This is a genomic window from Plantibacter cousiniae (nom. nud.), assembly GCF_977070315.1.
In genome coordinates this window covers 116963-139039 of sequence record NZ_CDRVEU010000001.1, presented here as the reverse complement: position 1 = coordinate 139039, position 22077 = coordinate 116963, and the positions used below count along the sequence as shown (strand labels likewise).

Below are 22077 nucleotides of genomic sequence, written 5' to 3'. Positions count from 1 at the left end.
GATGACGCAGCAGGAGTTCAACGATCCACTGTGGCGCACGATTCTATCCGGCGCGCAAATGCTGTTCGTGGCCTTTGGCGCGCTGGTCCTGATGCCGCTGATCACCGGGCTCGATCCGAACGTGGCACTGTTCACCGCAGGCCTGGGCACGCTGTTGTTCCAGATCGTCACCGGGCGTCAGGTGCCGGTCTTTCTGGCCTCGAGCTTTGCCTTCATCACCCCGATCATCCTCGCCAAGGGCCAGTTCGGTCTGGCCGCGACCATGGGCGGTGTCATGGCGGCAGGCTTTGTGTACACCTTTCTCGGTCTGGCCGTGAAGATCAAGGGCACCGGTTTCATCGACCGCCTGCTGCCTCCTGTGGTGATCGGGCCGGTCATCATCTCGATCGGTCTGGCGATGGCGCCGATTGCAGCCAACATGGCGATGGGCAAGTCCGGCGATGGCGTGCAGTTGATTCCTTATCAGACCGCCATGCTGATTTCGATGCCGGCCTTGCTGACCACACTGATTGTGGCGGTGTTCGGCAAAGGCATTTTCCGTCTGGTGCCGATCATCTCCGGCGTGCTGGTGGGCTTCGCGCTGTCGTTCTACTTTGGTGTGGTCGATACCAAAAAGATCGCTGACGCCGCCTGGCTGGCCTTGCCGCACTTCACCGCACCGGAATTCAACTGGCAGGCGATTCTGTTCATTGTCCCGGTCGCCCTGGCACCGGCCATCGAACACATCGGCGGGGTGATTGCAGTCGGCAGCGTGACCGGACGCGACTACCTGAAAAAGCCGGGCCTGCACCGCACGTTGTTCGGCGACGGCATCGCCACCACCGCTGCCGGCCTGTTCGGCGGCCCGCCCAATACCACCTACGCCGAAGTGACTGGCGCGGTGATGCTGACCAAGAACTACAACCCGCAGATCATGATCTGGGCGTCGTTCTTTGCCATCATCCTGGCGTTCATCGGCAAATTCGGGGCGCTGCTGCAGAGCATTCCAGTTCCGGTAATGGGCGGCATTCTGTGCCTGCTGTTCGGTTCGATTGCCGCAGTGGGCATGAACACCCTGATCCGCCACAAGATCGACCTGGCCGAAGCGCGCAATCTGGTGATTGTCTCGGTCACGCTGGTGTTCGGGATCGGCGGCGTATTGATCGGCACCGGCAACGGACCGAACGATTTCGGCCTGAAAGGCATTGCCCTGTGCGCCGTGACCGCCATCGCCCTGAACCTGATCCTGCCGGGCAATGACAGCTGGAAGAACAAGCAACTGGATGATCAGTTGCCTTGACGCTTCACTTCTTGACTATCGTGCCAATGCTCCGCGTTGGCATGCAGTTCTGGACGCTCTGCGTCCTGTCCTGAACATGGGGTGCGGCGCAGATTTGTGACGCGGAGCGTCACCCAGGGCATTCCCACACTGGAGCGTGAGGAACGATAAGCGTCTGGAAGAACACTATCGTGCCCATGCTCCGCGGTTCAGCGCATCACAACATCAACGGCGCACGCTCGCACAGCCTGTTCAGCTCTTTCGCCCAGTTGGGGTCGTCGTTCAGGCAAGGGATCAGGATCAGTTCCTCTCCCCCCGCTTCCTTGAACTGCTCGGCACCGCGGTCACCGATCTCTTCCAGTGTCTCGATGCAATCAGCGACGAACGCCGGGCACATGACCAGCAGCTTCCTGACACCTTTCGCCGCCAGTTCATCCAGATGCGCTTCGGTGTAGGGTTCGATCCACTTGGCGCGCCCCAGACGTGACTGGAACGACACCGACCACTTACCGTCAGGAATGCCCATACGCTTGGCGAACGCCGCCGCCGATTGTATGCACTGCGCGCGATAGCAGGTGGCGAGCACTTCGGCGGGTGCGGTCATGCAGCAGTCGTCCTTCAGGCAATGCTTGCCGGTCGGGTCGAGCTTGTGCAGGTGCCGCTCGGGCAGACCGTGGAAGCTCAGCAGCAAATGGTCATAAGGTTGCTCCAGATGCGGCCGCACGCTTTCCACCAGTGCACTCAGGTACTCGGGCTGATCGTAGAACGGCTGCAGAACCGAGAACTGCATCTTCAACGATTTGGCGCGCACCACGCGTTTGGCTTCTTCAATGACCGTGGTCACCGTGCTGTCGGCGAACTGCGGGTACAGCGGCGCCAGGGTGACTTTCTTGAAGCCCTGCTCTGCCAGCCGCGTCAGCACGGTTTCGATGGACGGCTCGCCATAACGCATGGCCAGTTCGACCGGCCCGTGCGACCACTCCTTTTTCATCGCCTGCTGCAGACGCTTGCTCAGCACCACCAGGGGCGAACCTTCATCCCACCAGATGGACGCATAGGCGTGTGCGGACTGCTCGGGCCGCTTGATCAGAATCAGCGAGACCAGCAGCCTGCGCACTGGCCATGGCAGGTCGATCACATAAGGATCCATCAGGAACTGGTTCAGATAGCTGCGCACGTCTGCCACTTGAGTAGAGGCAGGCGAACCCAGATTGACCAGCAACAAAGCGTGATCGGTCATGCAACATCCTATTCATTTCAACAGCGTTCAGTGGCGACCCAGCAAATCCTGCAAGGCGGTGTCGAGTTCGGTGTACTTGAATGTAAAACCAGCTTCCTGCAAACGCTCCGGCCGTGCACGCTGACCACCGAGCAGCAATACCGAAAGCTCGCCCAGCAATACTTTCAGGGCCAGCGCCGGCATGGGCATGAATGCAGGCCGGTGCAGAATGCCGGCCAGGGCCTTGGCAAACTGACGATTGCGCACCGGTGACGGCGCACAGACATTATAAGGACCCTTTGCTTCATTCAGATTCAACAGAAAATCAATCGCGGCGATTTGATCCTGGATGTGAACCCACGGCATCCACTGCCTGCCATTGCCGATCGGCCCGCCCATGCCGAATTTGAAAGGAGGTAACAGACGCTGCAGAAAACCGGCACGATCGGACAGCACCAGGCCTGTGCGTATCAGCACCACGCGCACGCCCAGCGCCTCGGCGCGTTGTGCGGTTTCTTCCCAGGCGTTGCACAGCTGGCTGGCAAAGTCTTCCTTGGCAGGCAGCGAGGTTTCGTCGATTTCGCGCTCGCCACTGTCGCCATACCAGCCGACTGCAGAGCCGGAAATCATCAGCGCGGGTTTTTGCTCGCGAGTGCCCAGCCATTTCAGCAGTTGCTCGGTCAGGCCGACGCGACTGTCCCACAGCAACAGGCGGCGCTTGCGGGTCCACGGACGATCCGCAATGGGCGCGCCCGCCAGGTTGATAATTGCATCCACCGGCTGCGTACCCAGCTCATCAAGGCTGGCAATGCCACGCACCGAAGGGCCGCACAGCTCGACGACGTCGGCGGGTTTTCGGCTCCATACCGTCAATTCATGGCCTTGAGCAGACCAGAAACGGCAGAGCGCTCGTCCTATCAAACCAGTACCACCGGTCAGCAATATGTGCATGGCAGATAACCTCGCGTGGCGTAGGTGACAATTGGGTAGTCTTATTTTTACCAGTGACGCTGTCCGTGACGCTGGTCCGGAAAACGAAACTGTCAGCTGAACCATAGGCCACAGCAGAATGAAACGCAGCCTCGAGGCCTTTGCCCGAGTCGCTGAACCGTTCGACCTTGCCAGTGGCAATGTGACTCAACCGCTAAATTCTAAAACCACTGCAAGTTATACCAAACAAGAAGATTGTACAGGTTTTAACTACGGCGTAGTCTGTACAGACAAGGTAACGAGGCCCCTATGACTGTCCCTATCGCAATCATCGGTACCGGTATCGCCGGACTCTCCGCAGCCCAGGCGCTGACATCCGCCGGGCATCAAGTGCACCTTTTCGACAAGAGCCGCGGCAGCGGCGGTCGTATGTCCAGCAAGCGCAGCGACGCAGGTTCGCTGGACATGGGGGCACAGTATTTCACCGCCCGTGACCGACGCTTTGCCACCGCAGTCAAGCAGTGGCAAACCCAGGGTCACGTCGCCGAGTGGACACCCTCGCTCTATAACTTTCATGGCGGCAGGCTCAGCCCCTCTCCGGACGAGCAGGTGCGCTGGGTCGGCACGCCTGGCATGAGCGCCATTACCCGGGCGATGCGCGGCGATCTGCCGGTGTCGTTCTCGTGTCGCATCACTGAAGTGTTCCGTGGCGAACAACACTGGAACCTGCTGGATGCCGAAGGCGAAAGCCACGGCCCTTTCAGCCATGTGATCATCGCCACCCCGGCCCCTCAGGCCACTGCCCTGCTGGCTGCTGCGCCGAAACTGGCCAGCGTCGTGGCAGGCGTGAAGATGGACCCGACCTGGGCCGTGGCGCTGGCCTTCGAAACCCCGTTGCAGACGCCCATGCAGGGTTGCTTCGTGCAGGACAGCCCGCTGGACTGGCTGGCCCGCGACCGCAGCAAACCTGGTCGCGACGCCACGCTCGATACCTGGGTGCTGCACGCCACCAGCCAGTGGAGCAGGCAGAATCTCGACGCTTCCAGAGAACAGGTCACCGAACAGTTGCACGGTGCATTCGCGGAATTGATCGATTGCACCATGCCCCCGCCAGTGTTCAGCCTCGCCCACCGCTGGCTGTACGCACGGCCTGCCGGCTCTCACGAATGGGGTGCCTTGTCGGACGCCGATCTGGGCATTTATGTCTGTGGCGACTGGTGCCTGTCCGGGCGCGTGGAAGGCGCATGGCTGAGTGGCCAGGAAGCAGCGCGCCGACTGCTGGAGCATGTGCAATGAATCAGATCAACCCGCGCAAGCTGCTGCTGTCGAAATGGACAGCCGCCACCCCGCTCAACCGGGAAAAGCACTTCCTGGTCACCGAGCTGTTCAAGGACGAAGAAGGCACTGTGCTGGAAATCGAACTGCAGGCTGTGCTGACCCAGCGCAGCGAGCGGCTGCCGTGGCAGGTGTTGCAACAGGCGGATACCTGGCGAATGGGCTGGAAGTAGCTTTTACCGCCCTCTACAAAGAATTTGACTTGTACAGTTACACCCCTATGATGAAGACAAGTTGTACAGCACGAACTATCTGTACAAGTCTTCTGTAGAGGTGACTGATGGCGACGTCCGTAATCGAAAAACCCAAACTCGGCATCAGTGCCTGCCTGATGGGTGCCGAGGTTCGCTTCAATGGCGGACACAAGGAATCTCATCTGTGTACGCAGGCGCTGAGCAAGTATTTCGATTTCGTCCAGGCGTGCCCCGAAGTCGCTATCGGCATGGGCATCCCCCGCGAGCCGATCAGGCTGGTAGGCGACGCAGAAAATCCAAAGGCGCTCGGCACGGTCAATCGTGACCTGGACGTTACCGAGGCATTGGCGGATTACGGCATACAGATGGCCGATGAGCTGGGCGATATATGCGGTTACATCTTCATGCACAAATCCCCGTCCTGCGGTCTGGAGCGCGTCAAGGTCTACCGCGAAAACGGCGCTCCGGTCGATGGCGGCGGTCGCGGGATCTATGCGCAGGCCTTTTGCGAACGTCATCCCGATCTGCCCGTTGAGGAAGACGGCCGGCTCAACGATGCGGTGCTGCGCGAAAATTTCGTCACCCGCGTGTTTGCCTATGCCGCCTGGAAACAGCTGTTGAAAGAAGGCATCACCCGGCGCGCCCTGACCGAATTCCACTCGCGCTATAAATACCAGCTGATGGCCAATGATCCGGTGCAGTACAAGGCGCTGGGCAAGATGCTCGGCAGCATGGGCCGCACCGACCCGAACGAAATCGCGCCGCTGTACTTCAGCCAGCTGATGGCGGCCTTGAAAAAGTGCGCCACGCGCAGTACGCACACCAACGTCCTGCAACACCTGTGCGGTTATTTGAAACAAACCATTACCAGCGAGGACAAGCAGGAAATCCAGCAGGTCATCGCCCAGTATCACCAGGGCATCGTGCCACTGATCGTGCCGCTGACGCTGCTCAAGCATCATTTTCGCCAACATCCGGACCCATATGTGGCACTGCAGGTGTACATGCAGCCCCACCCGGAAAACCTCAGCCTGCGCAATGCGATTTGACTCATGAATGAAACAGACACAGACGTGCCGGGCGACTGGCTGCCGATCCGCGAGGTCGCACGACAGACAGGCGTCAACGCCGTCACCCTGCGCGCCTGGGAGCGGCGTTACGGACTGATTGTCCCGCACCGCACCGCCAAAGGTCATCGGCTGTATTCGGACGAGCATGTGCAGCGCGTCATGAAGATTCTGACCTGGCTCAACCGTGGCGTGTCGGTCAGTCAGGTCAAGGGCCTGATCGACGACAATCGCCAGGACGCTCTGCCGCCGACCAACGACTGGGACGCATTGCGTCAGACCTTGCTGGTCGCGATCGGCGAGCTGGCCGAACGCCGGGTCGATGACGTGTTCAATCAGGCGATGTCGCTGTACCCGCCGCGCACACTGTGTGAACAGTTGCTGCTGCCGCTGCTGGCCGAACTGGAACGGCGCTGGCAAGGCAAGTTCGGCGCACAACTGGAGCGCACGTTTTTCTACTCCTGGCTGCGCAGCAAGTTCGGCGCGCGCATCTATCACAACAACCGTCAGCTCAATGGCAGCCCGTTGCTGCTGGTCAATCAGTCCGATCTGCCGCTGGAGCCGCATCTGTGGCTCGCGGCCTGGCTGGTGAGCAGCGCCGATTGCCCGGTCGAGGTGTTCGACTGGCCATTGCCGGTCGGCGAGCTGGCGCTGGCAGCCGAATACCTCAAGCCACGCGGCATATTGCTGTATTCCAGCAAGTCGCTGAACGTGACCCAGCTGCCACGATTGCTGGCCAATATCACCTGCCCTGTCGTGCTGGGCGGACCAACGGTGCAGATCCATAATGCCGAGTTGCTCGTACAGGCCAACGAGATATCTGGACTGACCCTTGCCCATGACGTACTCAGCGCTCAGATCGAGCTGGGCAAGCTCGGACTTATCTAAGGACTTCTCATGCAACTGATCTGGCTGCGCAGCGACCTGCGCGCTCAAGACAACACTGCCCTGACCGCCGCCATGGAGCGCGGTCCGACGCTGGCGGTCTACCTGCTCAGTCCCGCGCAGTGGCGCAGCCATGACGATGCCGACTGCAAGGTCGACTTCTGGCTGCGCAACCTGGTCGAGCTCGAGAAAGCGCTGGGCGAGTTGAATGTTCCCTTGCTGATCCGCGAGGCGGACACCTGGGACCAGGCGCCTGAAGTGCTGGCAAAGCTGTGCACACAGTTCAAGGTCGAGGGCCTGCACCTCAATCAGGAATACGGCATCAACGAGACCCGTCGCGACCAGGCAGTGCAGAAGGCGATGGAAAAAGCCGGTGTGCACTTCAACAGCTATCTCGATCAGCTGTTATTCAAGCCCGGCAGCATCCTGACCAAGACCGGCAACTATTTTCAGGTATTCACCCAGTTCAAGAAGGTCTGCTACACCCGACTGCACGAGGCCATGCCGCACCCGGTGCGCACCCCGAAAGCGCAGCCGGCACAGTCGATAAAAAGCGATCCGATTCCCGATCAGGTCAAGGGCTTTGCCACGCCAGCGAAAGCGTTGCGTGACCTGTGGCCAGCCGGTGAGGCGGAAGCCAGAAGGCGCATGGACGCGTTCGCCGACGAGCAGATCAGCTACTACAAGGACGAACGAGATTTTCCGGCCAAGCCCGGCACCAGCCAGCTGTCGGCCTATCTGGCGGCCGGGGTGATTTCGCCGCGCCAGTGCCTGCACGCGGCCCTGGCCAGCAATCAGGGCGAGTTCGAGACCGGCAACGTGGGCACCGTGACCTGGATCAACGAGCTATTATGGCGAGAGTTCTATAAACACACGCTGGTCGGCTACCCGCGCGTCTCGCGTCATCGCGCCTTTCGCCCGGAAACCGAGGCGTTGAAGTGGCGCGATGCCCCCGAAGAGCTGCGCGCCTGGCAAGAAGCGCGCACCGGGCTGCCGATCATTGACGCAGCGATGCGCCAGTTGCTGGAAACCGGATGGATGCACAATCGGCTAAGGATGGTCGTTGCGATGTTTCTCACCAAAAACCTGCTGATCGACTGGCGCGAGGGCGAGCGCTTTTTCATGCGCCACCTGATCGATGGCGACCTGGCCTCGAACAATGGTGGCTGGCAGTGGAGCTCGTCCACCGGCACCGACTCGGCGCCCTACTTCCGTATTTTCAATCCGTTGTCGCAGTCGGAACGCTTCGACCCCGAAGGCGTGTTCATCAAACGCTGGCTGCCGGAACTGGCGGATCTGAATAAAAAGCAGATTCATGACCCGTCGTTAATCGGTGACCTGTTTGGCGCGGCTGACTACCCGAAACCCATCGTCGACCTGAGCAAAAGCCGCGCCCGCGCCTTGGCAGCGTTCAAGGCCCTACCGGCTCGACAGCCGGCCGCAGGAGTCGAACATGGCTGATTTCCTGCATCGCTTCGCCGAAGGTTTTGCCGCGCTGAACAAGGACAACCTTGACCAGGTTGCCGAGCTGTACAGCGAAGACGTGTCGTTCAGCGACCCGATGCACGATATCCACGGCCTTGCCGCCATGCGCCGCTATTTCGGCGAACTGTACGCCAACGTCCAGGACCTGCACTTCGACTTCCACGCCTTCGACGAGGTGCGCCCCGGCGAGGGCTATCTGGTCTGGACCATGAGTTATTCGCATCCGCGTCTAGCCGCCGGCCGGACAATTCAGGTAGAAGGCTGTTCGCACCTGAAGTGGCGCGACAAGGTTTATCGGCACCGGGACTACTTCGATGCCGGTGCATTGCTCTACGAACATCTGCCCATCATGGGTCGGGTCATCCATTGGTTGAAGAAGAGGTTGGGATGAGCACTCCTGTTGCACGACGCATCTGGTTGACCGGGGCAAGCAGCGGCATTGGCCTGGCGCTGGCCAAAGAACTGCTCAACGCCGGTCATCGGCTCGCGCTGACCGCCCGCACGCTTGAGCCATTGCAAAACCTCGCGAACGTTTATCCCACGCAGGTGCTGCTGGTGACCGGTGACATCACCGACCCCGAGCAAGTCAAGGCGATTGCCGGCGATATCGCGCAGCAATGGGGAGCCCTGGACACCGCCATCTTCAACGCGGGCACCTGCGAATACATCGATGCCCGGCAGTTTGAAGCGGCCATGGTCGAACGCGTGGTGCGCACCAACCTGCTGGCCAGCAGTTACTGCATCGAGCACGCGTTGCCGCTGCTGCGCAAAGGTCATCAACCGCATCTGGTCGGCGTCGCCAGTGCGGTGACCTACCTGGCGCTGCCCCGCGCCGAAGCCTACGGCGCGTCGAAGGCCGGCCTGCGTTATCTGCTAGAAGCCCTGCGTCTGGATCTGGCCAGCGAAAACATCGACGTGACGGTGGTCAGCCCTGGATTCGTCGACACGCCGCTGACGCAGAAAAACGATTTCCCCATGCCGATGCGCTGGCCGGTCGAGAAGGCCGCCAAACATATCGCCAGCAAACTGGGGCGCAACAAACGCCCCTTGGATATCGCCTTTCCGGCGTTGTTCATCTTCAGCATGAGCTTGCTGGCCCTACTCCCGGCACGCGCCCGACTGGCCCTCGGCAAACGCATGGCGCGCAACGAATCGTCGAATAAGGACGCGCAATGAAGATCGCAGTCATTGGCAGCGGGATCGCTGGCCTGACCAGTGCCTACCTGCTCAACCGCGCGCACGAGGTGACCGTGTTCGAGTCTTCGGACTGGATCGGCGGGCACACTCACACGGTGGACGTACAGGTCGAGGGCCGCGCCTACGCCATTGACACCGGTTTCATTGTCTTCAACGACTGGACCTACCCCAATTTCATTCGCCTGCTAAGCCAGTTGGGTGTCGGCTTCAAGCCCGCCGAAATGAGCTTTTCGGTGCATGATCCGCGCACCGGCGTGGAATATAACGGCAACAACCTCAACAGCCTGTTCGCCCAGCGCAGCAATCTGCTGTCGCCACGGTTCTGGGGCATGCTGCGCGATATCCTGCGTTTCAATCGCCAATCGGTCGATGATCTGGAAAGCCAGCGCATCGCGGCGGACACCACGCTGGGCGAATACCTGAAGACCGGCGGTTATGGCCAGCGCTTCATCGATCATTACATCGTGCCCATGGGCGCGGCGATCTGGTCGATGTCGCTGGCCGACATGCTCGGCTTCCCGTTGCAGTTCTTCGTGCGTTTTTTCAAGAATCACGGCCTGCTCTCGGTCACCCACCGCCCGCAATGGTGCGTAATTCAGGGCGGCTCCAGAAGTTATGTGGAACCGCTGACAGCCTCTTTCCGCGAGCGCATTCGTCTGTCGTGCCCGGTCACACGTGTCGAGCGTGACAGCGAAGGTGTGACGCTGCACAGCGCCATGGGCAGCGAACGTTTCGACAAGGTGGTGTTTGCCTGCCACAGCGATCAGGCCCTGGCCCTGCTAGCGCAGCCATCGAGTGCCGAGCAGTCGATTCTCGGCGCCCTGCGCTATGCCGAAAACGATGTGGTGCTGCACACCGACACGCGACTGCTGCCCAAGCGCAAACTGGCCTGGGCGAGCTGGAACTACCGCCTGGGCGGCGGCGAACAGCAGTCGGCCGCCGTTACCTATGACATGAACATTCTGCAAGGGATCGAGAGCGACACGACGTTCTGCGTCAGCCTAAACCAGACTGCCGCCATCGACCCGGCCAAAATCCTTGGCCGCTACCGCTATGCCCATCCGCAATACAGCCTCGGGGCGATTGCTGCACAGGCGCGCTGGGAGGAAATCAACGGTGTCGATCACACTTGGTACTGCGGCGCCTACTGGGCCAATGGCTTCCACGAAGACGGCGTGGTCAGCGGCCTGCGTGTCGCCCAAGCCTTTGGTGAAACGCTGTGAACAGCGCCCTCTACAGTGGCTGGATCAGCCACCGGCGGTTTGCACCGCGCGCCCATGAGTTCACCTATCGGATAGGCCTGCTCTATATGGATCTGGATGAGCAGGACAGCGTGCTGGGGCTTTCCCCACTGGCAGGTCGGGGGCGTTTTGCGCCGTTCTCGTTTCGTGAGCGAGACTATTTGCCAGAGCTGACCGGGCAAGGGCTGACGCTCATCGAGGCGGTCCGCGAGCGGGTCGGCAAAGCGTTGGGCCGCATTCCGTCGGGTCGCGTCTGCCTGCTGACCCAGGCACGCAGTTGGGGCCTGTCGTTCAACCCGGTGAGTTTTTTCTACTGCCATGAGGCCGACGGCACACTGGCCGGCATTTTGTGTGAAGTCACCAACACCCCGTGGGGCGAGCGCTACAGCTACGTGCTGCCCGCCACCGGTGAAGGCCATCAGCATTTTGCCGTGGCCAAGGCCTTTCATGTTTCCCCGTTCCTGCCACGTGATCTCGAATACCGCATGAGCTTCAGCCAGCCCGCCGAACGGATCGGTGTACACATGGCTGACTGGCAAGGCGAGCTGAAAATGTTCGACGCCACGCTCAATCTGACCCGCCAGAATCTGAACCGCAAGACGCTACACCGCTATCTGATCGCTTATCCATGGATGACCGCGAAAACCTGTCTGGCCATTTATTGGCAGGCCATGCGCCTGCTGGTCAAACGCATACCCATCTTTTCCCATCAGGCCGCTGACGGCGAGTACCGTGCTGCCGCCGCGCAATCCAAGGACTCACTCCATGAAAAGCAGTAGCAGTAGTTTTTCTGCCAATCTGGGCACCAATGGTTTGACAGCCAACCTCTTGCGTCGAGGCGTGCTGAGGCAACTCGCAGGACTGCGTAACGGCCAGTTGGTAGTAATCGAACGGGGTGAGCGCCATGTGTTCGGCAAGAACGGCGCACTGATTCAGGCTGAAATCCACATTCTCGATTCGGCAGCCTGGGGCATGGTCGCCAGCAACGGTTCCATCGGTGCGGGTGAGGCCTTCATTCATGGCTACTGGACGACACCAGACCTGACGGCGGTGGTCCGGGTGTTTGTCAGCAATCTGGATGTGCTGGATGCGATGGAGGGCGGAATGGCACGCCTGACCCGCCCGCTGATTCATGCGCTGCACTGGCTCAACCGCAACACGCGCGAAGGCTCGCAGAAAAACATCGCTGCCCACTACGACCTGGGCAACACGCTGTTCGAGCAGTTTCTCGACCCGACGATGATGTATTCGGCCGCGCAGTTCCTCAGCGAAGACGACACGCTGGAACAGGCGCAGTTGAACAAGCTTGAGCGTATCTGCCAGAAACTTGCCTTGAAACCCACCGATCACCTGCTGGAAATCGGCACCGGCTGGGGGAGCATGGCTATTTACGCTGCGCAGCACTACGGCTGCCAGGTGACCACCACGACCCTGTCCAAAGAACAGTTCGCCTACACCGAGCGACGGCTGATCGAACTGGGCCTGCAGGATCGCGTGACGCTGCTGCTGACCGACTACCGTGACCTGACCGGTGAGTATGACAAGCTGGTGTCCATCGAGATGATCGAAGCGGTCGGCCATCGCTTTTTGCCCACGTACTTCAAGCAATGCGCGAACCTGCTGAAAAGCAACGGCATGATGCTGTTGCAGGCGATCACCATCCGCGAGCAGCGTTACGCACAGGCCAAACGCAATGTGGACTTCATCCAGCGTTACATTTTCCCCGGTGGCGCCCTGCCCTCGGTGGCGAAGATGCTCGACATCGTCGGCAGCGATACCGACATGAACCTGCTGCACATGGAAGATTTCGGCTTGCACTACGCACGTACCCTGCGCCTGTGGCACGACAACTTCAAAAACGCTCACGGCAAACTCGCTGAACTGGGTTACGACGAGCATTTCCTGCGCCTGTGGGAGTTTTACCTGTGCTACTGCGAAGGCGGCTTCCTGGAGCGGACCATTGGCACCGCGCAACTGCTGCTCGCCAAGCCCGAAGCGCTGCGCGACCCCTTGCTTGGGCGCTTCAATGCTTAAATCCATCGCCAATGCGCTGTTGTTTCAGATCGGCTGGTTCGCCTGCGTACTGGGCGGCAACAGCTTCTGGCTGCTGATCGCCATCGGCGTCCTGGCGGTGCATTTTATGTGGATCAGCTCATGGGCAGCCGAAGGCCGGCTGATTCTGACCGTGACCTTGATCGGTATCGTGCTGGACAGTGCCTTGATGACACTCGGCGTTTTTGATTTTGGCACGGGCGGCTATCTGTTGCCGCTGTGGCTGGCGCTGTTGTGGGCGGTGCTGGGCACCACGCTCAATCATTGCCTGGCCTGGACGGCGAAGCCACTATGGCGCGCAGTCGTGCTGGGCGCTATTGGCGGCCCGATGTCGTACTATGCCGGCTCGCAACTGGCACAGGTCCATCTTCCCCTTGGAGTGTGGCCAGGCATGCTGGTGCTGGGCCTGGTCTGGGCGGGTGTATTTCCCCTGCTGCAATGGCTGGCAGCCCGCGCCGCCAGACACTCGGGAGAACCGCTCTGAACGCTACACTCATTCCGCTCGCAGAGATCCACGGCGAAGAACCCGCAGTCACGTGTTCGACCTGCGCAGCCTGCTGCTGCCAACTGGAAGTGATGCTGATCACCGATACGGGCGTGCCTGAGCGTTACATCGATACCGATGAGTGGGGTGGCGAGGTCATGTTGCGTCTGGATGACGGCTGGTGCGCTGCGCTGGATCGCAACACGATGATGTGTACGATCTACGAGAAACGCCCGTTGATCTGTCGTGAATTCGAAGCGGGTGCGGAAGATTGCCTGAATGAACGCAAAGGGATTGCGACGGCTTATCTTTGATCAGTGTTGCCTGGTTGATAACTATCGTTCCCACGCTCCGCGTGGTAATGCATTTCGTGACGCTCCGCGTCACACGGCGGTTCTTCGACATCAGGTGAATTGGTGCCCGACTCAGGTCACCTTTTCGCCCCTCGGCGAGTTACTTTGATGAGGCCAAAGTAACCAAAGCCTTTCGCTCCTGTTTCCGGCCCGACTTCGTCGGGTTCCTTCGTCCTGACACTGATCCGGGGGCCGCCGCAACGGGCCATCCTTGGCCCGGTGCGGCTTGCTCGGCGTCCTGCCTCGCATCCCCCGGATCAGCGTCAGAACTCAGCCGTCACTAACGTCGCACTCTGCGTTGTCAGTACCATCGCGATAAAAAAGCATTTTATGCGCAATGGCTTTGGGCAGGGCATTACGTTGTGCTGCAGCGAAGCGTTGGCACGAATGCCAGTCAAATCAGAACGGCATCTTGTAGTGCAGTGCGTAGCTTTCTATACCGTCGTTCGGCTCTTTGATGCCGGCGTTGGAGTAGTGGGTCGCACGGATACCGACTTCATGCCCGCCCGCGAAGCGCAGACCAAAACCGATACGGTCTTCGAAGTTGAAGGCAGAACCGAACTTGCGGTCTTCAACCTGGGTGTTGGAGAACACCGAGACGCCGATACCGGCTTCTACGTATGGCTTGACGTTGCCGTTGCCGAATTCGTAGACCAGAACAGGGGAGAACGACAGGCTGTGGTTATCCTTGTAGTCCTTGCCATCCCAATAGGTGTAAGCGCCATCCCAGTAGCCTGTCAAACGGCCGATGTCGCTTTGCAGCCAGGTTTTATCCCAATCGAACTGCACGCCCAGACGATAAGTCATGGTCGACTCGCCGGTCTGACCGACCGAAAACTCAACACCATCAGCCTGCGCGATTGAAGCTTGCCCTGCCAAAGCGGCCGCAATCACGGCCAGGCAAAAGAGTCTCTTCATGAGAAACGTCCTAAATATATTAAATTGTACGAAAAGTGTTGGAATTCATCAGCCGCTTTTATAGAAGCCGCGGAGGCGACGTTAGTTCACCCCAAAAGCGCCTTTTTTCACGTTTTTTTTACAAACGGAAGCTTCTCACATCGCCGACGTTTTGCGACAAAAAAGGTAGGATTTTTCTGAAATTGTCCGGTATGTCACTAGACCAATACACAGTGTCGCGCGCGACACCACTGGCAAGCAGGCCGGACCGTGCCAAAAGACGCTGCAGCTGTCGCGCCACTGCGGCTCCGGTGTCGATCAGCGTGACCGATTCGGGGAGCATTTGGCGCAGCAATGGCTTGAGGAACGGGTAGTGCGTGCAGCCCAGAATGATCGTGTCACAGCGTGCTGCCAGTAGCGGCTCTACATAGTGCTGCAGCAACTGACGGATTTGCGGGCTGACCAGATCGCCGGTTTCGATCAGTTCGACCAGCCCGGGGCACGGCTGGGTCACGACCCGCACATCGTTGGCAAAACGGTCCAGCAAGGCCGCAAAGCGGGCGCTTTGTAGCGTTCCGGTGGTCGCCAGCACACCGACGACACCGCTGCGGGTCGCCTCGGCAGCCGGTTTGACCGCTGGCTCCATGCCGACAATCGGCCAGTCCGGGTAGCGCTGACGTATGTGCGACACACCTGCTGCCGTGGCCGTGTTGCAGGCGACGACCAGCGCCTTGGCACCCTGCTCGCGGAAAAACCCGGCAATCGTCAGGCACCGCTCGATGATGAATTCGGGAGTCTTTTCGCCGTAGGGAATGTGCCTGCAGTCCGCCAGATACAGCAGCGACTCGCTGGGCAACAGCTGACGGACTTCATTGAGCACTGACAGACCGCCAACCCCGGAATCAAAGATTCCGACCGGCGCATCGTTGCCATGGCTCATATGAACGTCAAGCATGCTCACCCTTTACACTGGCCGGACCACAGACGCTGCACGCCGGGTCTCGCTTGACCTTCAGTTCACGAAAACGCGTGCTCAAGGCGTCGATCAATAACAGTCGACCAACCATGGGTTCGCCAAAACCGGCCAGCAGCTTCAATGCTTCCAGCGCCTGCAGGCTGCCAACCAGACCGACCAGCGGCCCGATGACCCCCGCTTCGCTGCAGGTCAGCTCGGCTTCGCTGCCATGCCCGTACAGACAATGGTAACAAGGGCTGTCCGCACGACGCGGATCGAACACCGACAACTGCCCTTCGAGCCGGATCGCCGCTCCGCTGACCAATGGCTTGCCGGCAGCGACACAGGCGGCATTGACCGCTTCGCGGGTGGCGAAATTATCCGAGCAATCCAGCACCAGATCGACAGCCTGCACCGCCGCGTTCAGTGAGTCGGTATCCAGCGCTGCGCGATGAGCGACAAGGGTGATCTCGGGATTGATCGCGCTGAGCCGGGCGATGGCCGAATTCACCTTGGCCTGCCCGATGCTCTGAGTGTCGTGGATGATCTGGCGTTGCAGGTTGGTCAGGTCGACGTGATCGAAATCCGCCAGATGCAGCTCACCAACCCCTGCGGCGGCCAGATACAGGGCCACCGGCGAGCCAAGCCCGCCGACGCCCACGATCAGCGCACGACTTTGCTTGAGTCTTAGCTGGCCGTCGATATCGACGTGTTGCAGCAGAATCTGGCGACTGTAGCGCAGCAGCTCCTGGTCACTCAGCACGGCTTGCATCCGAACGTGATGCGCTCATGCTCGCCCAGATCACGGCGCGTCTGAATACGCTCGAAGCCCTCGCGAATCAGCAGTTCACGCACCGCAGGCCCCTGATCGTAGCCGTGTTCCAGCAGCAGCCAGCCATCCGCATTGAGGTGTGCAGGCGCCTGTCCGATGATCGTGCGCAAGTCATCCAGCCCGTCAGAACCGGCCACCAGCGCACTACTCGGCTCAAAACGCACGTCACCAGCCGACAGATGCGGATCGGCGTCGGAGATGTACGGTGGATTGCTGATGATCAGGTCGAACTGTCGACCTTGCAGGCCACTGAACCAGTGACTTTCGAAGACTTCGGCGTTATTCAGTTGCAAACGCTGCCGGTTGCGTTCGGCAAGGGCAACGGCCTCTGGCACACGGTCAACCGCGGTGACCTTCCATTGCTGGCGTTCGTTGGCCAGCGCCAGCGCAATCGCGCCGGTGCCGGTGCCGAGGTCCAGCACCTGAGCGGGTGCGAACGCAGGCACCAGTTCCAGAGCGGCCTCGACCAGCATTTCGGTCTCGGGACGCGGGATCAACGTGTGCGGCGCGACTTCCAGATCAAGCTTCCAGAAGCCCTGCTGGCCGAGAATGTAAGCGACCGGCTCGCCCTTGCGGCGGCGCTCCATGTAACCGGCGAATGCCACCGCGGCTTCGGTGCTGACGATGCGCTCGGGCCAGGTGTGCAGAAAACTGCGCGGTTTGCCCAGCGCTGCCGCAAGCAGCAACTCGGCATCAAGGCGTGCAGTCGGTGAATCGGGAAGCTCGGCGCTTCTGAGTACACTTGCGATGATGGTCATTTACTCACCCAGTGCCGCAAGTTGATCAGCCTGATATTCAGCGAGTAGCGGCTCTATCACTGCATCGACCCCGCCCGCCAGAACTTCATCCAGCGAATACAAAGTCAGGTTCACGCGGTGATCCGTCACTCGCCCCTGAGGGAAATTATACGTACGTATGCGCTCGGAACGATCGCCCGAGCCGACCAGCAGCTTACGTTCGCTGGCGATGGCATTGGCCGCTGCGCTGGTCTGCTGATCATTCAGTTTGGCAGATAGCCAGGACATTGCCCGGGCTCTGTTCTTGTGCTGCGAACGCTCTTCCTGACACTCGACGACAATACCCGACGGCAAGTGGGTAATGCGGATCGCCGAGTCGGTCTTGTTGACGTGCTGACCACCGGCACCTGAAGAACGATAGGTGTCGACCCGCAGGTCGGCAGGGTTGATCTCGATCGCCTGCTGCTCGTCAGGCTCCGGCAACACCGCCACCGTACAGGCAGAGGTATGAATACGGCCCTGGGATTCGGTCTCCGGCACACGCTGCACACGGTGCGCGCCGGACTCGAATTTCAGCTTGCCATAGACGCTGTCACCCTCGACACGCGCGATGACTTCCTTATAGCCGCCATGCTCGCCTTCGTTTTCGGACAGAATCTCGACCCGCCAGCCACGCCGCTCGGCGTAACGCGAATACATGCGGAACAGGTCGCCGGAGAAGATCGCCGCTTCATCGCCGCCGGTGCCCGCGCGGATTTCCAGAAACACGTTACGACCGTCGTTCGGGTCCTTGGGCAACAGCATGCGCTGCAATTGCGCTTCCAGCTCGACCAGTTGCTGCTTGGTTTCGCGAACTTCCTCGACGGCCATTTCACGCATGTCCGGATCGCTGTCCTTGAGCAGCGCCTGTGCGCCCTCCAGGTCACCCTGCACCCTGAGCAACTGCGCGTAGAGCGCAACGACCGGCTCCACTTCAGCGTATTCACGGGAATAGGCGCGAAAGCGTGTCTGATCGCTGATGACTTCCGCGTCGCCGAGCAGCGCGGTCAGTTCCTCGAAACGGTCGCTGAGCACATCCAGCTTATTGAGCAGTGAAGCTTTCATTGCGGGGTTTTATCCGTCGAGCCCTCACCGAGGGCAAATAGTTCCTGGGCCATGGCCAGCGCATCGACGCGACCTTCGGCAGACAGCTTCTTGAGCTGCACGCTCGGTGCATGCAGCAATTTGTTGGTCAGGCCACGCGCCAGCTGGATCAGTACGTCCTCGGCATTGCTGCCGTTGGCCAGCATACGTTGCGCCTTGCTCAGCTCTTCGTCACGCAGCCGTTCGCTTTGCTGACGATAGGCACGCAGCACATCGACTGCGGCCAGTTCGCGCAGGCGCGACATGAAGTCCTCGGCACCCACGCTGACCAGTTGCTCGGCGGCCAGCGCCGCGCCCTGACGGCTCTTGAGGTTCTCTGCCACCACTTCATGCAGGTCATCAACGCTGTACAGGTAAACATCGTCCAGCTCGCCGACTTCAGGCTCGATATCCCGCGGTACGGCGATATCGACCATGAAAATCGGTTTGTGCTTGCGCAGCTTCAGCGCACTTTCCACGGCGCCCTTGCCCAGAATCGGCAATTGACTGGCCGTCGAGCTGATCACGATGTCGCTGTTGACCAGTTCCGCCGGGATGTCCGACAGCAGCACCGCGTGCGCGCCGAACTCGGCGGCGAGCATGCTGGCGCGTTCCAGCGTACGGTTGGCGACCACGATACGCTTGACGCCCAGATCATGCAGATGCCGGGCGACCAGCGTAATGGTCTCGCCTGCACCGATCAACAAGGCCTGGCTGCGTTGCAGGTCACTGAAAATCTGTTTCGCCAGGCTGACTGCGGCAAAGGCCACAGAGACCGGGTTCTCGCCGATGGCGGTGTCGGTACGCACCTGTTTGGCGGCGCTGAACGTCGCCTGGAACAGTCGACCGAGCAATGGCCCGACCGTGCCGGCTTCGCGGGCAACCGCGTACGCGGACTTCATCTGGCCGAGAATCTGCGGCTCGCCGAGCACCAGCGAATCGAGCCCCGAGGCGACACGCATCATGTGCCGCACGGCAGCGTCATCTTCGTGCACGTAAGCACTGGCACGCAGTTCTTCAAGACTGAGGTGATGATAATCGGCAAGCCAGGCAAGAATACTGTCCGCGCCGAGGTGCTCGTGTTCGATGTACAACTCGCTGCGGTTGCAGGTCGAGAGGATCGCAGCCTCGCGGCTTTCCGTCAGTTGGCAGAGCTGCTGCAATGCCTCGACCAGCTGTTCCGGGGTAAATGCCACACGCTCGCGAACGTCGACCGAGGCGGTCTTATGGTTGATACCGAGTGCAAGGAAGGCCATTCAGGGTCGCAGGTGGTGACGTGAAGCCGGTAATTGTCCTACTTCGATAAGCTCAGAACAACCACCACATATTATTGTCCCACTACAATCGCTCGTCGCAGACCGTGCTTTCGGGTCCGCGACACTGCAAACACACGCATTGCATCAGTTTTTCCGACGGCTGTGGGTTTTGCCAACAGCCTTGTGTCATGATGCTCACACCGCAGGTAAGCCGCCCTTCTTATATATGAATAGATCCTCCGCGTTGTTCCTTGCTCTCGCCTTTCTGGGCGGCTGTCAGTCCATGACTCCCGCCTCGTCACAGCCTGTCCCCGCTCAAAAGGACGCCCCGCCCGCGCCTGAAGCCAAGCCGCAGGTTTATGGCTCGTTCACTCAGGACACCCTGGTCAGCCTGTTGAGTGCGGAGCTGGCTGGCCAGCGCAACCGCTTCGACATCGCCCTGGACAACTACGTGACCCAGGCGATCAAGACCCAGGACCCGGGGGTCTCGGAGCGCGCTTATCAGATCGCCGAATACATGGGCGCTGATCAGTCGGCGCTGGATACCGCATTGATCTGGGCGAGGAACGCACCGGGCAATCTTGAAGCGCAACGCGCCGCCGCCATTCAACTGGCGCGCGCCGGACGTTACGACGATTCGCTGGTGTACATGGAGAGAGTCCTGCAAGGCCAGGGCGACACGCACTTCGATTTCCTGGCCCTGTCGGCGGCCGAAACAGATCCGGACACCCGCAATGGTCTGCTCAAGAGCTTTGACCGATTGCTGGGCAAATACCCGAACAACGGTCAGCTGATTTTCGGCAAGGCGCTGTTGCTGCAACAGAACGGCGATTCCGAACAGTCGCTGAAACTGCTTGAGGACAATCCGCCTAAAGAAGGTGAAATCGCGCCGATTCTGCTGCACGCCCGTCTGCTGCAAAGCATGAACCGAGGCAAGGAAGCGGTGCCCCTGCTGGAAAAAAGCATCAAGAAATACCCCGACGACAAGCGCCTGCGCCTGACCTATGCGCGCATGCTTGTCGAGCAGAACCGCATGGAAGACGCGAAAGTGCAGTTTGCCGCACTCTTGCAGCAGTATCCGGATGACGACGAGCTGCGCTTCTCGCTGGCCCTGGTGTGCCTTGAAGCCAAGGCTTGGGACGAAGCGGCGGGCTATCTGGAAGAACTGATCGCCCGTGGCGCGCATGTCGATTCAGCGCACTTGAATCTGGGCCGCATCCACGAAGAGCGCGATGACCCGCAAAGCGCGCTCAACGAATACGCTCAGGTAGGCCCCGGCCCGGACTTCCTGGCGGCGCAATTGCGTCAGGCCGATATTCTGGTCAGCAACGGCAACGGTGCCGAAGCCGCCAAACGGCTGTCCGAAGCCCGCGCCGAAGAGCCCGATTATGCCGTGCAGCTGTACCTGATCGAAGCCGAAACCCTGACCAGCAATGATCAACTGGATCGTGGCTGGCAGGTATTGAATCAGGCGCTCAAGCAATACCCGGATGACGCCAACCTGCTGTATACCCGCGCCATGCTGGCTGAAAAACGCAATGATCTGGCGCAGATGGAAAAAGACCTGCGGACCATCATCAAGCGCGAACCGGAAAACGCCATGGCGCTGAATGCGCTGGGCTACACCCTTTCCGATCGGACCACGCGTTATAGCGAAGCCCGCGAACTGATCGAAAAAGCCCACCAGATCAGCCCTGACGATCCGGCAGTGCTCGACAGCCTTGGCTGGGTGAACTACCGCCTGGGCAATCTCGACGATGCCGAGCGCTACCTGCGTCAGGCACTCGAGCGCTTCCCCGACCACGAAGTCGCCGCTCACCTGGGCGAAGTACTCTGGGCCAAGGGCGAGCAGCGCGAAGCCAAAAAAGTCTGGGCCAAGGCCCTGGAACAACAACCCGACAGCACCGTCCTGCGCAGCACACTGCGACGCTTGACCGGATCAGAGACCCTTTGACGTTATGTTTTTGCGCCATGTAATCGTATTCAGCCTCATCGCCCTGCTCACCGGCTGCGCCGGCCTCACCTCCCGCGAAGCCGTTCAGGGCAAGGGTGACCCCGCGCAATGGCGCGAGCACAAACAACAACTGAGCAGCCTCGATGGCTGGCAGATCAACGGTAAAGTCGGTATCCGCGCACCGAAAGACTCCGGCAGCGGCACCCTGTTCTGGCTGCAACGCCAGGATTACTACGATATCCGCCTGTCCGGCCCGCTCGGCCGTGGTGCAGCGCGACTGACCGGCAGGCCCGGCGCCGTGGTGCTCGAAGTCGCCAATCAGGGCCGCTACGAAGCCACCTCGCCAGAATCACTGCTGCAGGATCAACTGGGCTGGAAGCTGCCCGTGTCCCACCTCGTATGGTGGGTACGCGGTCTGCCGGCACCGGACAGCAAAAGCAACGTGACACTTGATGGCGACAGCCGGCTGGCCAGCCTTGAACAGGATGGCTGGCAGGTGGAATACCTCAGTTACGTCGAGCAGAACGGTTATTGGCTGCCAGAGCGCGTCAAGCTGCACGGGCAGGACCTGGATGTCACGCTGGTCATCAAGGACTGGCAGCCTCGCAAACTGGGGCAATGACC

General features: G+C 60.3%; 23 protein-coding genes. 15 read left to right on the top strand and 8 right to left on the bottom strand.

Annotated elements, in window-relative coordinates; genetic code table 11:
• Position 1: 1 nt before the first annotated feature.
• Positions 2–1279, top strand: a complete 1278-nt coding sequence (locus tag ACW55A_RS00630; RefSeq protein WP_003365584.1) for a uracil-xanthine permease family protein — start codon at positions 2–4, stop codon at positions 1277–1279.
• 196 nt (positions 1280–1475) lie between these two features.
• Here the strand turns inward: ACW55A_RS00630 and hemH are convergent, their stop codons facing one another.
• Positions 1476–2498: a ferrochelatase gene (gene hemH / locus ACW55A_RS00625; protein ID WP_024661430.1), complete on the bottom strand. Its 1023-nt coding sequence runs from the start codon at positions 2496–2498 to the stop codon at positions 1476–1478.
• Between the two features lie 27 nt (positions 2499–2525).
• Positions 2526–3428 carry a TIGR01777 family oxidoreductase gene (locus ACW55A_RS00620; RefSeq protein ID WP_065349116.1) on the bottom strand — a complete coding sequence of 301 codons (903 nt, stop codon included), beginning with the start codon at positions 3426–3428 and terminating at the stop codon, positions 2526–2528.
• Positions 3429–3716: 288 nt separating this feature from the next.
• Between ACW55A_RS00620 and ACW55A_RS00615 the strand changes: the two genes are divergently transcribed.
• The 12 genes from ACW55A_RS00615 (at position 3717) to ACW55A_RS00560 (ending at position 13661) form a co-directional block, all read left to right on the top strand.
• Positions 3717–4703 carry an NAD(P)/FAD-dependent oxidoreductase gene (locus ACW55A_RS00615; RefSeq protein ID WP_003365592.1) on the top strand — a complete coding sequence of 329 codons (987 nt, stop codon included), beginning with the start codon at positions 3717–3719 and terminating at the stop codon, positions 4701–4703.
• Positions 4700–4915: a TIGR02450 family Trp-rich protein gene (locus tag ACW55A_RS00610; protein ID WP_002552164.1), complete on the top strand. Its 216-nt coding sequence runs from the start codon at positions 4700–4702 to the stop codon at positions 4913–4915. Before ACW55A_RS00615 ends, ACW55A_RS00610 begins: the two co-directional genes overlap by 4 nt.
• 107 nt (positions 4916–5022) lie before the next feature.
• Positions 5023–5985 carry a YbgA family protein gene (locus ACW55A_RS00605; protein ID WP_498810290.1) on the top strand — a complete coding sequence of 321 codons (963 nt, stop codon included), beginning with the start codon at positions 5023–5025 and terminating at the stop codon, positions 5983–5985.
• A gap of 3 nt (positions 5986–5988) precedes the next feature.
• The gene (locus ACW55A_RS00600) at positions 5989–6891 is read left to right on the top strand and encodes a MerR family transcriptional regulator (RefSeq protein WP_044309899.1); all 903 of its coding nucleotides are present in this window, start codon (positions 5989–5991) and stop codon (positions 6889–6891) included.
• A gap of 9 nt (positions 6892–6900) precedes the next feature.
• On the top strand, positions 6901–8349 hold the full coding sequence (gene phrB, locus ACW55A_RS00595) for a deoxyribodipyrimidine photo-lyase (RefSeq protein ID WP_044309898.1): 1449 nt from the start codon (positions 6901–6903) through the stop codon (positions 8347–8349).
• The gene (locus tag ACW55A_RS00590) at positions 8342–8764 is read left to right on the top strand and encodes a nuclear transport factor 2 family protein (RefSeq protein WP_003433711.1); all 423 of its coding nucleotides are present in this window, start codon (positions 8342–8344) and stop codon (positions 8762–8764) included. Before phrB ends, ACW55A_RS00590 begins: the two co-directional genes overlap by 8 nt.
• Complete coding sequence (locus ACW55A_RS00585) at positions 8761–9549, top strand: SDR family NAD(P)-dependent oxidoreductase (protein WP_003433712.1); 789 nt, start codon at positions 8761–8763, stop codon at positions 9547–9549. The genes ACW55A_RS00590 and ACW55A_RS00585 overlap by 4 nt, the downstream gene beginning before the upstream one ends.
• On the top strand, positions 9546–10793 hold the full coding sequence (locus tag ACW55A_RS00580) for an NAD(P)/FAD-dependent oxidoreductase (protein WP_455807905.1): 1248 nt from the start codon (positions 9546–9548) through the stop codon (positions 10791–10793). The genes ACW55A_RS00585 and ACW55A_RS00580 overlap by 4 nt, the downstream gene beginning before the upstream one ends.
• A complete protein-coding gene (locus ACW55A_RS00575; RefSeq protein ID WP_455807906.1) occupies positions 10790–11590 on the top strand; it encodes a DUF1365 domain-containing protein in 801 nt (266 codons plus the stop codon). Before ACW55A_RS00580 ends, ACW55A_RS00575 begins: the two co-directional genes overlap by 4 nt.
• Positions 11577–12845: a class I SAM-dependent methyltransferase gene (locus tag ACW55A_RS00570; protein ID WP_498810287.1), complete on the top strand. Its 1269-nt coding sequence runs from the start codon at positions 11577–11579 to the stop codon at positions 12843–12845. Before ACW55A_RS00575 ends, ACW55A_RS00570 begins: the two co-directional genes overlap by 14 nt.
• Positions 12838–13347, top strand: a complete 510-nt coding sequence (locus ACW55A_RS00565; RefSeq protein ID WP_003365611.1) for a DUF2878 domain-containing protein — start codon at positions 12838–12840, stop codon at positions 13345–13347. Before ACW55A_RS00570 ends, ACW55A_RS00565 begins: the two co-directional genes overlap by 8 nt.
• The gene (locus ACW55A_RS00560; protein WP_044309893.1) at positions 13302–13661 is read left to right on the top strand and encodes a YkgJ family cysteine cluster protein; all 360 of its coding nucleotides are present in this window, start codon (positions 13302–13304) and stop codon (positions 13659–13661) included. The genes ACW55A_RS00565 and ACW55A_RS00560 overlap by 46 nt, the downstream gene beginning before the upstream one ends.
• Positions 13662–14099: 438 nt before the next feature.
• On the opposite strand, the gene ACW55A_RS00555 is transcribed toward ACW55A_RS00560, so the two are convergent.
• The 6 genes from ACW55A_RS00555 to hemA form a co-directional block, all read right to left on the bottom strand.
• Complete coding sequence (locus ACW55A_RS00555; RefSeq protein WP_002552154.1) at positions 14100–14618, bottom strand: acyloxyacyl hydrolase; 519 nt, start codon at positions 14616–14618, stop codon at positions 14100–14102.
• 118 nt (positions 14619–14736) lie between these two features.
• Positions 14737–15552: a glutamate racemase gene (gene murI / locus ACW55A_RS00550; RefSeq protein WP_455807907.1), complete on the bottom strand. Its 816-nt coding sequence runs from the start codon at positions 15550–15552 to the stop codon at positions 14737–14739.
• Positions 15545–16315, bottom strand: a complete 771-nt coding sequence (locus ACW55A_RS00545) for a molybdopterin-synthase adenylyltransferase MoeB (RefSeq protein WP_455807908.1) — start codon at positions 16313–16315, stop codon at positions 15545–15547. Before ACW55A_RS00545 ends, murI begins: the two co-directional genes overlap by 8 nt.
• Positions 16309–17142 (bottom strand): peptide chain release factor N(5)-glutamine methyltransferase, encoded by an 834-nt coding sequence (gene prmC, locus ACW55A_RS00540; protein WP_187598535.1) that lies wholly within the window; start codon positions 17140–17142, stop codon positions 16309–16311. The genes ACW55A_RS00545 and prmC overlap by 7 nt, the downstream gene beginning before the upstream one ends.
• The gene (gene prfA / locus ACW55A_RS00535) at positions 17143–18225 is read right to left on the bottom strand and encodes a peptide chain release factor 1 (protein WP_003404940.1); all 1083 of its coding nucleotides are present in this window, start codon (positions 18223–18225) and stop codon (positions 17143–17145) included. It lies immediately after the preceding gene.
• Entirely contained in the window at positions 18222–19499 is a 1278-nt protein-coding gene (gene hemA / locus ACW55A_RS00530) for a glutamyl-tRNA reductase (protein ID WP_003433718.1), read from the bottom strand. The genes prfA and hemA overlap by 4 nt, the downstream gene beginning before the upstream one ends.
• A 283-nt stretch (positions 19500–19782) precedes the next feature.
• Between hemA and ACW55A_RS00525 the strand changes: the two genes are divergently transcribed.
• Together ACW55A_RS00525 and lolB are read left to right on the top strand one after the other, a co-directional pair.
• Positions 19783–21453, top strand: coding sequence for a tetratricopeptide repeat protein (locus ACW55A_RS00525; protein WP_058416420.1), 1671 nt, complete (start codon positions 19783–19785; stop codon positions 21451–21453).
• Positions 21454–21463: 10 nt separating this feature from the next.
• Positions 21464–22075 carry a lipoprotein insertase outer membrane protein LolB gene (gene lolB, locus ACW55A_RS00520; RefSeq protein WP_498810280.1) on the top strand — a complete coding sequence of 204 codons (612 nt, stop codon included), beginning with the start codon at positions 21464–21466 and terminating at the stop codon, positions 22073–22075.
• Positions 22076–22077: the final 2 nt, after the last annotated feature.

Excerpts from the sequence above, each read along its gene's own strand:
- ACW55A_RS00630 (WP_003365584.1), top strand. The coding sequence starts at position 2 with ATGACGCAGCAGGAGTTCAACGATCCACTGTGGCGCACGATTCTATCC.
- hemH (WP_024661430.1), bottom strand. The coding sequence starts at position 2,498 with ATGACCGATCACGCTTTGTTGCTGGTCAATCTGGGTTCGCCTGCCTCT.
- ACW55A_RS00620 (WP_065349116.1), bottom strand. The coding sequence starts at position 3,428 with ATGCACATATTGCTGACCGGTGGTACTGGTTTGATAGGACGAGCGCTC.
- ACW55A_RS00615 (WP_003365592.1), top strand. The coding sequence starts at position 3,717 with ATGACTGTCCCTATCGCAATCATCGGTACCGGTATCGCCGGACTCTCC.
- ACW55A_RS00610 (WP_002552164.1), top strand. The coding sequence starts at position 4,700 with ATGAATCAGATCAACCCGCGCAAGCTGCTGCTGTCGAAATGGACAGCC.
- ACW55A_RS00605 (WP_498810290.1), top strand. The coding sequence starts at position 5,023 with ATGGCGACGTCCGTAATCGAAAAACCCAAACTCGGCATCAGTGCCTGC.
- ACW55A_RS00600 (WP_044309899.1), top strand. The coding sequence starts at position 5,989 with ATGAATGAAACAGACACAGACGTGCCGGGCGACTGGCTGCCGATCCGC.
- phrB (WP_044309898.1), top strand. The coding sequence starts at position 6,901 with ATGCAACTGATCTGGCTGCGCAGCGACCTGCGCGCTCAAGACAACACT.
- ACW55A_RS00590 (WP_003433711.1), top strand. The coding sequence starts at position 8,342 with ATGGCTGATTTCCTGCATCGCTTCGCCGAAGGTTTTGCCGCGCTGAAC.
- ACW55A_RS00585 (WP_003433712.1), top strand. The coding sequence starts at position 8,761 with ATGAGCACTCCTGTTGCACGACGCATCTGGTTGACCGGGGCAAGCAGC.
- ACW55A_RS00580 (WP_455807905.1), top strand. The coding sequence starts at position 9,546 with ATGAAGATCGCAGTCATTGGCAGCGGGATCGCTGGCCTGACCAGTGCC.
- ACW55A_RS00570 (WP_498810287.1), top strand. The coding sequence starts at position 11,577 with ATGAAAAGCAGTAGCAGTAGTTTTTCTGCCAATCTGGGCACCAATGGT.
- ACW55A_RS00565 (WP_003365611.1), top strand. The coding sequence starts at position 12,838 with ATGCTTAAATCCATCGCCAATGCGCTGTTGTTTCAGATCGGCTGGTTC.
- ACW55A_RS00560 (WP_044309893.1), top strand. The coding sequence starts at position 13,302 with ATGGCTGGCAGCCCGCGCCGCCAGACACTCGGGAGAACCGCTCTGAAC.
- ACW55A_RS00555 (WP_002552154.1), bottom strand. The coding sequence starts at position 14,618 with ATGAAGAGACTCTTTTGCCTGGCCGTGATTGCGGCCGCTTTGGCAGGG.
- murI (WP_455807907.1), bottom strand. The coding sequence starts at position 15,552 with ATGCTTGACGTTCATATGAGCCATGGCAACGATGCGCCGGTCGGAATC.
- prmC (WP_187598535.1), bottom strand. The coding sequence starts at position 17,142 with ATGACCATCATCGCAAGTGTACTCAGAAGCGCCGAGCTTCCCGATTCA.
- prfA (WP_003404940.1), bottom strand. The coding sequence starts at position 18,225 with ATGAAAGCTTCACTGCTCAATAAGCTGGATGTGCTCAGCGACCGTTTC.
- hemA (WP_003433718.1), bottom strand. The coding sequence starts at position 19,499 with ATGGCCTTCCTTGCACTCGGTATCAACCATAAGACCGCCTCGGTCGAC.
- ACW55A_RS00525 (WP_058416420.1), top strand. The coding sequence starts at position 19,783 with ATGACTCCCGCCTCGTCACAGCCTGTCCCCGCTCAAAAGGACGCCCCG.